Here is a 12,354-nt window from a genome sequence, read left to right on the forward strand (position 1 = left end):
AGTTTTCAAAGAATCATCGCTCTTCAAGCGACTTGATTATCATACCACGAATCGTTACATCCTGTCAAGCACTTTTTTGAAGTGGTTTTTGGAAGAACTTCATCGGGGCCGCCGCTCTCGCGGCGACAGGTATGATGATATCATGGATGCCGGTTTGTGTCAACAGGGTTTTTGAAATATTTTTTGATTCATTTGCGGCGGAGCGGCGGTATTCCCGAAGGGCCTGTCCCTATGTGGCAGATCCGAGAGCATTTATGCTCACGCATGGTACCTGTTTGCACCAATAGAAATGGCGGCGAAACCGCCGCCATCTTTTGAATCTGCCAAGTTCTTTAAACCTGTATCCCTGTATCCTCAAACGAGTCACCGGCTGTCCTGCCGGTGACTCCGTTCCATCGCTACTTTACGAACTTTCTTCCTTCTCTCCATGCTCTGCCCAGAACTTTGCCGGTTTCCAAATAGGTGCCGTTAACGCCGTCGAAAACCAGGGGATGCAGCTTGGCAGGATCCGGTTTTCCATTGGTCAGAATGGATTCGTCTGCCAGGATATGGACGATATCTCCTACGACATGGAAATCTTCTCCCTCGGGAATAAGCTTTTCCACTTTACATTCAAAGGTAAAGGGGTATTCATCAATCACCGGCGCATTGACATATTCGCTTTTCACAATGTGGAAGCCTGCTTTTCCTATTTTATCTTCCACCGTATTGGCAGAAACAGTGCCGAAATAGTCGGACTCCGCCATGGTTTCTGCAGTAGACATGCTGACGGTAAAAGCTCCTGTTTCTTTAATGTTTTCCATGGTTTTATGACGATGATCCAGCATAATGCCGATTTTATCCGTATCATAAATGCCTGCCCAGGCGGCTACCATGGCATCTGCATGGCCTTCCTTATCCCAGGTGGCGATCACAATCGCAGGCTGGGGATAAATCCAGGATGCCGGTTTCAATCCTTTTTTCATAAGAAAACCTCCTTATCGAAACAATACAATATCTCTCCTGTTTTCATTGTACCATTTCCGTCTATGAAAAAAGAAACATATAGAATGGGATGAAAAAGATCCCCAGCAGCAGTGAGATGCAGTTGATGGTGGTGGAATAATCGGCGTCAGCTCCCACAGAAGCAGCCAGAATCGTCATGTTTGTCATGGCAGGCATGCCGGCCTGGAGAAGAAATACATGGGCCGACATGGGGCTCACGGGAATCAGAGGCAGAAGAAGGTACAGGCAGAGGGGCGAAAGGATAAAACGGCCTGCCATGGCACCTGCCAGGTCCCTATCCCAATGAATTTTTGACAGGGGAATCCCGCTCATCTGGATACCGATAACCATAAGAGCCATAGGAGTCGCCATATTTCCCACGTAACGGCAGGCAGTCAGGGCAAAGGAGGGAATCGGAATATCCAGCAGCACAAGGAGCACTCCCGCCAGAAATCCCATGAGCGGCGGTGTCCGGAGCTTCTTCATCATTTCCCAGAAGGTAAAGGTCTTCCCGCCGCCTGCATCTTTAACGATAAGGTAGGCTCCCAGCCCCCAGAACATGGCGGTATTGGCAATATAGTAGAGCATGGCGGAGGGCACGCTTTTTTCTCCAAAGAGAGCCACATTCACCGGAAGTCCGATGAAAATGGCATTGGCTATGCAGCAGGTGCAGGTAAAAACACCCCGGCGCCCTGGAGAAATATGAAGTATGGCTGCCCAGAGCCGACCCGCCAGATAGGCCACGAAGATGGAGGCAAAGGGAAGCAGCAGGTCCGGTGCCGTACGAATCAGCTGGTCATGAGTGAAATTGGATTTCAGGGAATACACCATCAGCGGCGGCAGTGCTACGGTCATGGTCATGCGGGTCAGATCTTTCCCTGCCGTTTTCCAGAGCCAGCCGCTCCGTGCCAGATAAAAACCGAGTCCTGCAATGAGGACCACTTCAAATATACCGGATAATCCTTGTAAAATAGCGTCCATAATGATTCCTTTCAGTGAAATGGCGGGATAATCGGGCGGTTCCAGCCCCATGTTTGATTCCCTGTGCATCATAAAGCTGTATTTCCACAGGAACCTGCCGTCAAGGACTCTTCAAAACCGGGCCCGAAAATGTCCTGTCTTTCATCTTTCCTTTACAGTATATCCTTTTCTGCCCTATAATAATAATATAGTTTTATGATTTAACTTATTCAATTTCGTTATAATATATATTCATTCCTTATATAAGGTGATGGCCTATGAATCTTGATTTCTACAGAAATTTTATTGCTATGGTGGAAGCCGGCGGAATGAACAGGGCAGCCAAAGAAATCCATGTCGCCCAGCCCGCCCTGACCAGACAGCTGCAGGTACTGGAAAAAGAGTACGGAGCGGTACTGGTAAAGCCGAGAAAAGGCAGGCATGTGCTGGAACTGACGGAAGCCGGATGGATCCTGTACCGCCAGGCACGCCAGATCTGCGAAGCGGACAGTACTGCCCGTTCTGAAATCGCTACGCTGGAAGAGGGTTTTACCGGTACGCTCCATATATCTCTGTCCCCTTCTCTGACACCCATAATCATAGAAAAAGGAATCCGCCCATTTCACCGGCAGTACAGCAACATGACCTTCCGCCTGCGGGAGTCCTACCAGATTCCCCTGGCCGAAGAGGTGCGCCGAGGCGTTTCCGAGCTGGGCATTACCAATGCTCCTCTGCCCGACCCCTCTCTCTTTCATATTATCCATCAGGAAATGTCCTCCCTGGCAGTCATCGGGCAGAAGGAAAATCCTCTTTTTTCCGCGAAAGATCCCCTGTCGGCGGAAGATCTGCAGCACCAGGCCCTTGCCGTAAGCCGAAGTACGGAAGACATGGTCAAGCAGTTTTTCCTGCAGGCAGGCATTCATCCCCGTATACTGGCTTCCGTGGATGCCCGGTCTTCCGCAATCCAGATGGCCCGTGCCGGCCTTGCCGCCGCCATCGTCATGTGGGCCCCCTGGGAAACCATTCCCCAGGGCCTTGCTATCAGACCCCTGCGCACTTCCTTCCATCAGGCCATCACCGTCTTCTGCCTTAAAGGCCACCAGCTTTCCAAGGGCATGGTACGGTTTCTGCTCTGTCTGCATAAAGAACTGGGAAGGAAATAAGGTGTAAAGGAGAAGGAAAAAGCAGCATCCAACCGGCCCGAAGAGCCTGAGGGCCCTTCGGTTTGACGGTTCTTCCAGCCGCCGGCTCACTGCATGTTCATCCATGATACAATAGGAAGCAGCATATATTTATGAATTCCTTTCAAAGGAGCCGTTCTATGCGCATTATCGTCATTGGCGCCGGCCACCTGGGCTACATCATTTCCGAGCTTCTGTCCAATGAAGGCTGTGATGTAGTGGTGGTGGATTCGGACGCGGAAAAACTGGAATCTGTCAGAAATGATCTGGATGTGCTCACCATACAGGCTGACGGCACAAGTCCTTCCTTCATGCGGAGCCGGGATGTATCCGGCAGTGATCTGGTGGTGGCAGTGACCGCCATGGATGAAGTGAACATCATCGCCTGCATCCTGGCAAAAAAGAACAGGATTCCACATACCATCGCCCGCATCCGGGATCCCAAATTTCTCTCGGAGCCTCCGGATTACATCAGAAGCAATTTCGACATCGACCTGGTTTTGAGTCCGGAACTCATTACCGCTCGTGAAATCAGCCGTCTCATCATGACGCCTTCCGCCATCAATGTGGAAGATTTCGCCAACGGCAGGGTACGGCTTCTGGAAATGAAAATCAGTCCCCGCTCTTCGCTGGCCCACCGGAAGCTGAAGGACATCACCCTTCCGCCTTCTGTGCTGGCCGCCCTGATTCTGCGGGATCACCGCATGATCATCCCTCACGGCAGTGACCGTATTCTCCCTTTGGACAATGTATACTTTATCGGAAATCCGGACTCCCTTGCCCGGATTTCCTCCCACAGCCAGGCCAAGTACCAGCGTAAGACGAAAAAAGCCTTTATCATCGGCGCCGGACGCACCGGCCAGGCCCTGGCTCCCATGCTGGAAGCCCAGGGCATCTCCGTCAAAGTCATAGACCGGGATGAGGAGCGCTGCCAGCAGATGGCATACCAGCTGAAGAAAGGCATGGTCCTCTGTGGTGACGGTACCGATATCGACCTTCTCACCCAGGAAGGTGTATCGGAAGCGGATACGGTCATCTGCACCACCCGAGATGAACGGCTGAATCTGATGATGGCCCTTCTGGCCCGCCATCTGGGAGCCGGACAGACCATAGTGCAGGTCACCCGCACGGAATACATTCCCCTTATGCAGCAGGTAGGGATTGATATCGTCCTCTCCACCCGCCTTCTGGCCGCCGGTGAAGTACTGGGCTTTGTCAGAAGCGGGAATGTCGTGTCCGTTTCTCTTCTGGAGGGAGCCCGCGTGCAGGCCATCGAAATCAAGATTCCTCAGGGTTCTGCTATTGAAGGCATTCCCCTGATGAAAGCAGGCCTTCCCCCGTCCTGTCTGGTAGGTGCCTATGTCCGGGACGGCAGGGCCTATGTGCCTGATGGCCATTCCATTCTTTCCGCCGGTGACAGTGTCATCCTGATCGTAGAGGCAGACCAGGCCAAAAATGTGATTTCCTTCTTCAAAGGCAGGAACTGATATGAACAGGCATCTTGTCCAATCCATGCTGGCCCGTATCCTTCTGGGCGCCGGCGCCGTGCTTCTTCTCCCTCTTTTCCTTTCCCTGTACTATGAAGGACCGGTGCTTTCTTTTTTCCTGCCTGCCCTTTTTTCTCTCATGCTTTTTCTTCTTCTCAGAAAAAAGGAGATTTCTCCCAATGCAAGCCTTACCCCAAGAGAGGGAACTGCCATTACAGCACTGAGCTGGCTTTCTGTTTCCCTGCTCTATGCCGTCCCCTATATTCTCTCCGGCACGCTTTCGCCCCTTGACGGGCTTGTGGAAAGCATTTCCGGCCTTACCGGCACCGGTGCTACGGTCATCAATGACCTTACCGTCCTGCCGCCCTCTCTTCTCTTCTTCCGGGCCATGACCCACTGGCTGGGAGGCCTGGGCATTATCGTCATTTTCGTGGCCCTTTTTCCGCAGGCCGGAAGGGGCAGTACAAAAATGGTGAACGCAGAAAGCACAGGGCCTACTTCCTCTAAGCCCCTCCCCCGCATCAGGGAAACGGCCCTGGCCCTGTTTACAGTGTATGTCTGCTTCACCGCCGCTGCCGCTACCGCTTATATGCTCTGGGGCATGGGATTTCTGGAAGCAGTGGATCATGCCTTTTCCACTATCGCTACCGGCGGCTTCTCCACCAGAAATGAAAGCATTGCCTATTATCACAGCCTTTCCCTGGAACTGATCGTCATCTTCTTTATGGTTATCTCCAGTGCCAATTTCGGCATCTATGTGGATGCCTGGAAACGGGGATTTCATGTCATCCGGCAGGATACGGAATTCCGGGTCTACCTCCTCATGGTGGCCGGTGCCGCTCTTCTTATCACTCTATCTTTGGTTCTGCAGGCCCGCATGCCCTTTGCGGAATCCCTGCGGGAAGCCCTTTTCCAGTCTGCCTCTCTTTCCTCCACCACCGGATTTGTTTCCGCCGATTTTGACCAGTGGCCTTCCTTCGCCAAATTCATCCTCCTGCTTCTCATCATCGCAGGCGGCTGCGGCGGATCCACCGCAGGCGGGCTGAAAGTCATCCGCCTGATTCTCCTTTTCAAATGCTTTTCCGCCCTTCTGAAACTGCACATGCACCCACGGGCCGTGTTTCACATGACCGTGGGGAGGGAGCGGTTCTCCAGGAATACGGTGCTCCAGGTGCTGGCCTTCTTTTTCATTTATATGGCCCTGTCCGCTCTGTGGGCAGCAGGAATGATGCTTGACGGCATTGCTTTCATGGATGCCCTGGGCCTTGCCTTTTCTACCATGAGCAATGCGGGTCCCGCCTTCGGTCAGTTCGGCGCCACCTGCACCTATGCGGCGCTGCCGGACTTCAGTAAAATCATTGTCTGCCTGTCCATGCTCTTCGGACGACTGGAATCCATTACTCTTCTGGCTATCTTCATTCCCTCCTTCTGGAAAAAGAGCGGCTGGTAACAGACATCAAAAAAGCGCGGAGCTTTTGCTCCGCGCTTTTCCATTTCCTTATTTTCTGTCTCCGAAAAGACGGAGCAGGTAAATGAAAATATTAATGAAATCCAGATAGAGAGTGAGGGCGCCCATGATGGCAATTTTCTGTCCCTCGTCCGTAGCCCGGGAATGATAGGTAAGAGCCAGCCGTTTGATGGACTGGGTATCATAAATGGTCAGGCCTGTAAAAATAAGAATGCCTGCATAGGAAATCAGCATCTGCAGCAGGGTGCTTTCAAAGAAAAAGCCCAGAACCGTAGCCAGAATAATGCCGAAAAGCCCCATGAGACACATATTTCCCATTTTGGAAAGATCAGCCTTGGTTACATACCCGTATACCGACATAATTCCAAAGGTACCGGCTGTCATAAAGAACACCCCGCCAATGGAAGAAAGGGTATAGGTGAGGAAAACTGCCGACAGAGTAATGCCGTTCAGCACAGAATACACCAGAAACATCACCGCCGCCGTTTTCAGGGACATCTTGCCCATGGCCGAAGACAAACGCCATACCAGGGCAAAAGTAGCCACGATGAGCACCAGAGTGCCGGTGCGGCTCCCCATAAAGAGTCCGCGGAGCAGGGCGTTATCCGCCACAAAATAGGCGCTGAAGCCTGTCACCACCAGGGCGATGGCCATCCAGGCATAGACATCCTTCATGAGACCGGGCATATTAATGGAAATACTTTTCTCCCGTTCTGCTGTCAATTCATCATACATAGAAAGACTCCTTTCTAACAGAGAATATTCAATATGGTTGTATTATTATTGTATCACATATGCCAACAGGAAAACCTGCTCCCCGGAAAATTCTATGGTAAAATAGAGAAAAGAAAAAGTAGTTCCAAAGGAGGCTCCTATGGATATTTCAGAGGAAATCACAAAAATGAATCTTTACAAAACCTTTGAGCCCTACATCGACCCGTCCGTTCCCATGAAGGAAAGGATGAAAGGGAATATACGCCTGACAGATACCGCTCCTGAAGAAGCCCGCCAGGCCCTCTCCAAATGGAAAGCCATGAAATTAAAGCAGCGTCTTTTCTAAAGGAGGAAAAACATGGATTCCACACTTGACAGCGAAGACATCGCCCTGCTGAACCAGCTCTCCGACAGGCAGAAAGACTATGCACTTACCCTGTATACTGCTCGGGAGAAAAAGAAATCCACCGCCTACATCCTGTGGATCCTTTTCGGTGTCTACTACTTCTACCTGGGCCACCCCTTCAAAAATATCCTTCTCTGGCTCCTCTGCTTCTGCATCATCGGAGAAATCTGGTGGATCGTGGACCTCTTCCGCATGTCCGGCATGGTGAAGAGAAAGAACAAGGAAATCCTGCTGGAGTGCATGAAAGAGGCAGTGCAGCTCTATCCCGCCCCGCCTGCCTCGGATACATATGACTTATGAATAAGAAATACAACACGAAAAAAGCCGACCGGGAATGCTGAATCACAGCATATCCGGCCGGCTTTTTCCGGTCAATCACGATGTCTATGTGCATTATATCACATCCCGCCATAAGGCGGGATGTTTTCAGCAGGCATGGCGGCATACAGATGCATCGTGCATGTGCCGCAGCAGATTATTCATTGTTTGACATATGGGTCTTATCAAAAATCAGGAAGCAGATGGAAATAATCATAGCTACTACGGTAGCCAGACCCATGCCCTTCAGCTGTACCGGGCCTACCACGATGGTGGCGCCGGAGAGACCGGAAATCATGGTGACAGCGGTGAGGATCAGGTTTCTGGACTTGGTATAGTCCACTTTCTTTTCAATCAGCATACGGATACCGGAAGCAGCGATGAATCCGAAGAGAAGGATACATACACCGCCCATAACCGGGGTGGGGATGGCATGAATGAGAGCGGCAATTTTTCCGATGAAGGAGAAGATGATGGCAAATATGGCTGCCCCTGCAATGACCCAGGTACTGTATACGCCGGTCATCGCCATAACCCCCATGTTTTCACCGTAGGTGGTATTCGGTGTGGAGCCCACAAAGCCGGAAATGATATTGGACAGACCGTCGGCAAAAAGAGAACGGTGCAGTCCTGGATCCTTGATCAAATTTCTTCCCACAATATCGCTGGTAACGAAAAGATGGCCCAGGTGCTCCGCAAAAACAACGAATACAGCCGGCAGAATCATCATAATGGCAGACAGATTGAAATGAGGAGCATAGAAGGTAGGGAATGCCACCCAGGGCATTTCTTCTACATGGTGGAAATCCACCACGCCCATGAATACGGAGAGAATGTAGCCTGCAATAACGCCGATGAGGATCGGAATAATAGAAATAAAGCCTCGTCCCAGTACAGTAGCCAGAATGGTCACTACCAGAGTGAACATGGAAATGGTGATAGCCGTGGTGGAGGACATGCCCTGAGGTTCACCGATAAAGCCCGACATGGTCATGGCCAGCGGTGCCAGCTCCAGCCCGATAATCGCTACAATAGCACCCATAGCAGCCGGCGGGAAAAGCACGTCAATCCAGTGTACCCCCGCTTTCTTGACCAGAAAGGCCAGGAAAATAAAGCAGAGACCAAAGGCAATGAAGCCTCCCTGGGCATCGGCGTAGGACATGCCTGCCGTGGAGGTAACCGCCAGCACCGGCGAAATGAAGGCAAAGGAAGAACCCAGGTACGCAGGAAGCTTCCATTTGCAGATGGCCAGGTACAGAAGCGTTCCTATGCCGTTCATGAAAAGACAGGTAGCCGGATCCACATTTAACAGAAAAGGAACCAGTACCGTTGAGCCGAACATGGCAAAGAGATGCTGCAGGCTCAGGGGAATCGTGGGCAGAATCGGAAGCCGTTCTTCCACTTCAATAATGCGTTTGCTCATTTATTCACATTCCTCCCGGAAAAAAGACTCAGAAAAAAGGAAGGCTTCTGTTACCGCCGAAGACCCTCCTTCCTGAATCACTGTAAAATTTTCATCTCTCCCATTTTATTCTTTTTGAAAGGGAAATGCAAGGTAAATTTAAGGAAGCATGAATTCCTCCGCAGAATCAGATTTCCTGCCTGTTTTTAAATAAAAAGAGGTACGCCTGCACAGGAAAATCTTCGGCAGAGCAGGAAAGCCGAAGCGGAGCCGCCGCTTTCATAAAAGTAAGTACTTATAAAAACCGCCCCCTTCAGCGTATAATGGAAAAAGAAGTCATACCTGTCTGGGGAAAGGAAATCCTTCTTTCCCCGAAAGCAGAAGAGGAGGTTCTATGAAAGTATTACTGATTAATGGAAGTCCCCATCGGAGAGGCTGCGTATACACAGCCCTGGATGAAATTGCCCGCACTCTGGGAGAAGAAGGGATAGAATCCGAAATGCTCCAGATCGGACGGGAGCCGATCACCGGCTGTATTGCCTGCAATTACTGTGCATCCCATGGACGCTGCGTACAGGACAAAGACTCTGTGAACAAGGTCATTGACCGGCTGGATGAATGGGACGGCCTGATCTTCGGTTCCCCCGTCTACTACGGCGGCCCCAATGGACAGACCACCGCTTTCATGGACCGCCTTTTCTATGCCGCCGGTAACCGCATGGCAGGGAAAACCGCTGCTGCAGTAGTCAGCTGCCGCCGTGGCGGCGCTACGGCAGCCTTCGACCGGATGAACAAGTACTTCCTCATGAATAATATGATCGTTCCTGCTTCCCAGTACTGGAACCAGATTCACGGCTTCACCAGAGAAGACGCCCTGAAAGACAAGGAGGGCCTGCAGACTATGCGTACCCTGGCCCGCAATATGGCCTGGATTCTGAAATGCATGAAAGCCGGAGAAAAGGAAGGAATCAAAAAACCGGTACAGGAAGAATGGATTCCCACCCATTTCATTCAGGACAAATATTGAAAATAGAAATGAAAAATCCCTGCGGCAGCGCCGCGGGGATTTTTGTGGTTAGAACTGATACTGCACGCCGATTTCAAAATTGCGTCCCGGAGCAGAATACCAGGTACCATAGGGATCATAAGAAGCTCCAATATCTGTGTAGAACTGATCGAAAATGTTATTTACTTTAGCAAAGACAGATACTCCCTTTGTGATTTCATAATCCGCGTTAAAATCCCATACCCAGAAACTGGAATAGTCTTTCATAGCAGGATGTCCGGAAGATGTATATCTGTCAATAATTCCTCGACCCCAGACAGAAGCCTTAAAGTTAGCATTATGATAGTCAACGCCAATGTTCAACTCATGCTTTGGCAGATAGGAAATATTAAGATTATTTGTATCGGCATGAATATAACTGTACCCCAATGTAGCAGTAACATGAGCCCCAAAGTCTTTATTCAATGAAGCATTCACGCCGGTATTAATCATCTTTCCTGTATTTGTATACCCGCTTCCGATCCATGTAATCTGGTTATCTGCCCACTGGCGATATACACTGAGTGTTCCGGAAAGAGTATCATTAAATTTATGTGCCGCTCCTAATTCCACTGTATATCCGGTTTCAGGATCCAGATTCGGATTTCCACCACCAGGATAGTATAACTCTAATAAGCTTGGAGCTCGGAAGAATTTTTTGTAACTGATATAGTAATTTGTCGCTTCATCAGCTTTATATCCAATAGTAAGACTGGGAGATGTATGATTCCCGTACTGACTGTTGTGGTCAAAACGGATCCCCGGTGTCACATTCCAATGGTCATTAATATCCCATTTATCCTGTATATAATAACCTGTATTTGTTACCGAATGGCCTTCCATTGCTGAATGCCCGTAATAAGGTCTCCATGATGCATCATACAAAGTTGCAAGATATGTAGGAATTTCATCTTCGTACCAGTCAATACCACCGGTAATTGTATGGTGATCCATACGATATACCATCTGATCAGAAATACCGGTAGTCTTCATATGAAGATCTGTTATGCCGCTTGTTCCTGCATTATTATAATCGTCATTAATATGGTTTCTGTTTCTATAAACAGAAAAACGATTTGTGAGACGCTGGTTGATTCTGGAGTTATACTGCAGACTGATTCTATCTGTATCCCGTTTTCCTAAGTCTGCTGTCTTATCATTCGTTCCATAGTCAGGACGAGTGTATTTCCCATCATATTTCTGGTAATTAAAAACCACGTTATTATCATTTCCAAAGTCATATCCCAGCTTGACGCCATAGGATTTACTATTCAAATGGTTGATTACATGTCGTCCCCAGCCATCTTTATATTCTCCCATAAGTTCCTTCTGTGCATTGACAGCCCAGAAAAAACCATCTTTTTCCCCTTCATTGTAGATGCTGTATTTTTCCCCATCATAACTGGAGCGGGAAACGGTAACTTTAGACTTAACAGTACCTTCTTCCGGTTTCTTTGTAATGATATTAATAACGCCTCCCTGTGCATCTGAACCATACAGAGTAGACGCTGCCCCTTTTAAGACTTCAATGTGGTCAATCCCATTCATATTATTTAATGTAGCTATTGGAGCATGACCACCCATGGTACCATTTGTATTCACACGCATGCCGTCTACCATAACCACAACATTGCTAGACCCATTAATGAGGAGTGGATTGGTAAAGCTGGTCTGTCCGGATGCCCCTTGATTTCCTACCATCACACCCGGTACATGACGAATAGCCTGGCTTACATCGTCATAGTGCTTTTCCTCGATTTCCTTAGCTGTCACCACAGACACATCGGCATTGGAATCGATCTTCTTTTCCGGTACACGGCTGGCAGTGACTACGATGCCATCCAGGGTATACACCGGTGTTTCCGCTGCTTCCACTGAAAAAGCGCCGCCGGAAATTGTAACCACTGCCAGTGACGCTGCTAAAATTTTCTTATTCATAATAATTCCTCCCTCATTCCCTGATTCGGGCGTAAGAAACCATACCGCCGGCCAGAGGGAGATATACATCGTATCCTCGTCTTTCCTAACGGCAGATTATCATTCATAAGGCAGTTCTTCTGACTCAGCTTCATCAGGGATTTCGTCTTCCCGGTTTCCCAGTGACTTTTTGAAATCCCCTCTGCTTCACAGCGGCGGGACCGTGGCGGAATCGGGTTTCCCCTTACCGCACTTCTCTTTTCATCGCAGCCGGCATGTCCAGGTCTATGAATGAACAGCTTACCCATCACAAACCTTTTTTCTGTCCGGAAGCGAACCATTATGAATCTTTAATAATTCTACTTACCTATTATACATAAATATTAGGATTTGTAAACTATTTTTTAATTATTTAAATAATCTTTCTCATTTATGTTATAATCTATCTGATATTTTTATCTGAAAACTGATA

General features: G+C 49.2%; 11 protein-coding genes and 1 riboswitch. Of the genes, 6 read left to right on the forward strand and 5 right to left on the reverse strand.

What is annotated here, in order from left to right; genetic code table 11:
* Window positions 1–398: 398 nt before the first annotated feature.
* The gene (locus ACI4N7_RS02470) at window positions 399–965 is read right to left on the reverse strand and encodes a flavin reductase family protein (RefSeq protein ID WP_439731787.1); all 567 of its coding nucleotides are present in this window, start codon (window positions 963–965) and stop codon (window positions 399–401) included.
* Window positions 966–1,026: 61 nt separating this feature from the next.
* Window positions 1,027–2,016 (reverse strand): AEC family transporter, encoded by a 990-nt coding sequence (locus ACI4N7_RS02475; protein ID WP_439731788.1) that lies wholly within the window; start codon window positions 2,014–2,016, stop codon window positions 1,027–1,029.
* Between the two features lie 206 nt (window positions 2,017–2,222).
* Here ACI4N7_RS02475 and ACI4N7_RS02480 point away from each other — a divergent pair, with 206 nt between their 5' ends.
* The 3 genes from ACI4N7_RS02480 to ACI4N7_RS02490 all read left to right on the forward strand — a co-directional run bounded on the left by ACI4N7_RS02480 (window position 2,223) and on the right by ACI4N7_RS02490 (window position 6,062).
* On the forward strand, window positions 2,223–3,107 hold the full coding sequence (locus ACI4N7_RS02480; RefSeq protein WP_439731789.1) for a LysR family transcriptional regulator: 885 nt from the start codon (window positions 2,223–2,225) through the stop codon (window positions 3,105–3,107).
* 158 nt (window positions 3,108–3,265) lie between these two features.
* The gene (gene trkA / locus ACI4N7_RS02485) at window positions 3,266–4,612 is read left to right on the forward strand and encodes a Trk system potassium transporter TrkA (RefSeq protein ID WP_439731798.1); all 1,347 of its coding nucleotides are present in this window, start codon (window positions 3,266–3,268) and stop codon (window positions 4,610–4,612) included.
* A 1-nt stretch (window position 4,613) separates the two neighbouring features.
* Window positions 4,614–6,062: a TrkH family potassium uptake protein gene (locus ACI4N7_RS02490; protein WP_439731790.1), complete on the forward strand. Its 1,449-nt coding sequence runs from the start codon at window positions 4,614–4,616 to the stop codon at window positions 6,060–6,062.
* Between the two features lie 48 nt (window positions 6,063–6,110).
* On the opposite strand, the gene ACI4N7_RS02495 is transcribed toward ACI4N7_RS02490, so the two are convergent.
* Window positions 6,111–6,815: a Bax inhibitor-1/YccA family protein gene (locus ACI4N7_RS02495; RefSeq protein ID WP_439731791.1), complete on the reverse strand. Its 705-nt coding sequence runs from the start codon at window positions 6,813–6,815 to the stop codon at window positions 6,111–6,113.
* Window positions 6,816–6,954: 139 nt separating this feature from the next.
* Between ACI4N7_RS02495 and ACI4N7_RS02500 the strand changes: the two genes are divergently transcribed.
* Together ACI4N7_RS02500 and ACI4N7_RS02505 are read left to right on the forward strand one after the other, a co-directional pair.
* Complete coding sequence (locus ACI4N7_RS02500) at window positions 6,955–7,140, forward strand: hypothetical protein (protein WP_439731792.1); 186 nt, start codon at window positions 6,955–6,957, stop codon at window positions 7,138–7,140.
* 12 nt (window positions 7,141–7,152) lie between these two features.
* Window positions 7,153–7,500, forward strand: coding sequence for a TM2 domain-containing protein (locus tag ACI4N7_RS02505; RefSeq protein ID WP_439731793.1), 348 nt, complete (start codon window positions 7,153–7,155; stop codon window positions 7,498–7,500).
* Window positions 7,501–7,675: 175 nt separating this feature from the next.
* On the opposite strand, the gene uraA is transcribed toward ACI4N7_RS02505, so the two are convergent.
* A complete protein-coding gene (uraA, locus tag ACI4N7_RS02510) occupies window positions 7,676–8,941 on the reverse strand; it encodes a uracil permease (RefSeq protein ID WP_439731794.1) in 1,266 nt (421 codons plus the stop codon).
* 373 nt (window positions 8,942–9,314) lie between these two features.
* Here uraA and ACI4N7_RS02515 point away from each other — a divergent pair, with 373 nt between their 5' ends.
* Complete coding sequence (locus tag ACI4N7_RS02515) at window positions 9,315–9,947, forward strand: flavodoxin family protein (RefSeq protein WP_439731795.1); 633 nt, start codon at window positions 9,315–9,317, stop codon at window positions 9,945–9,947.
* A gap of 48 nt (window positions 9,948–9,995) precedes the next feature.
* Here the strand turns inward: ACI4N7_RS02515 and ACI4N7_RS02520 are convergent, their stop codons facing one another.
* Window positions 9,996–11,903, reverse strand: a complete 1,908-nt coding sequence (locus tag ACI4N7_RS02520; protein ID WP_439731796.1) for a TonB-dependent receptor plug domain-containing protein — start codon at window positions 11,901–11,903, stop codon at window positions 9,996–9,998.
* A 92-nt stretch (window positions 11,904–11,995) separates the two neighbouring features.
* Window positions 11,996–12,200: riboswitch (cobalamin riboswitch) on the reverse strand.
* Window positions 12,201–12,354 lie beyond the last annotated feature (154 nt).

Source organism: Dialister sp. (assembly GCF_051885895.1).
Lineage (GTDB): Bacteria > Bacillota > Negativicutes > Veillonellales > Dialisteraceae > Dialister.

Excerpts from the sequence above, each read along its gene's own strand:
- ACI4N7_RS02495 (WP_439731791.1), bottom strand. The coding sequence starts at position 6,815 with ATGTATGATGAATTGACAGCAGAACGGGAGAAAAGTATTTCCATTAAT.
- ACI4N7_RS02470 (WP_439731787.1), bottom strand. The coding sequence starts at position 965 with ATGAAAAAAGGATTGAAACCGGCATCCTGGATTTATCCCCAGCCTGCG.
- ACI4N7_RS02515 (WP_439731795.1), top strand. The coding sequence starts at position 9,315 with ATGAAAGTATTACTGATTAATGGAAGTCCCCATCGGAGAGGCTGCGTA.
- trkA (WP_439731798.1), top strand. The coding sequence starts at position 3,266 with ATGCGCATTATCGTCATTGGCGCCGGCCACCTGGGCTACATCATTTCC.
- ACI4N7_RS02490 (WP_439731790.1), top strand. The coding sequence starts at position 4,614 with ATGAACAGGCATCTTGTCCAATCCATGCTGGCCCGTATCCTTCTGGGC.
- ACI4N7_RS02500 (WP_439731792.1), top strand. The coding sequence starts at position 6,955 with ATGGATATTTCAGAGGAAATCACAAAAATGAATCTTTACAAAACCTTT.
- ACI4N7_RS02520 (WP_439731796.1), bottom strand. The coding sequence starts at position 11,903 with ATGAATAAGAAAATTTTAGCAGCGTCACTGGCAGTGGTTACAATTTCC.
- ACI4N7_RS02480 (WP_439731789.1), top strand. The coding sequence starts at position 2,223 with ATGAATCTTGATTTCTACAGAAATTTTATTGCTATGGTGGAAGCCGGC.
- uraA (WP_439731794.1), bottom strand. The coding sequence starts at position 8,941 with ATGAGCAAACGCATTATTGAAGTGGAAGAACGGCTTCCGATTCTGCCC.
- ACI4N7_RS02505 (WP_439731793.1), top strand. The coding sequence starts at position 7,153 with ATGGATTCCACACTTGACAGCGAAGACATCGCCCTGCTGAACCAGCTC.
- ACI4N7_RS02475 (WP_439731788.1), bottom strand. The coding sequence starts at position 2,016 with ATGGGGCTGGAACCGCCCGATTATCCCGCCATTTCACTGAAAGGAATC.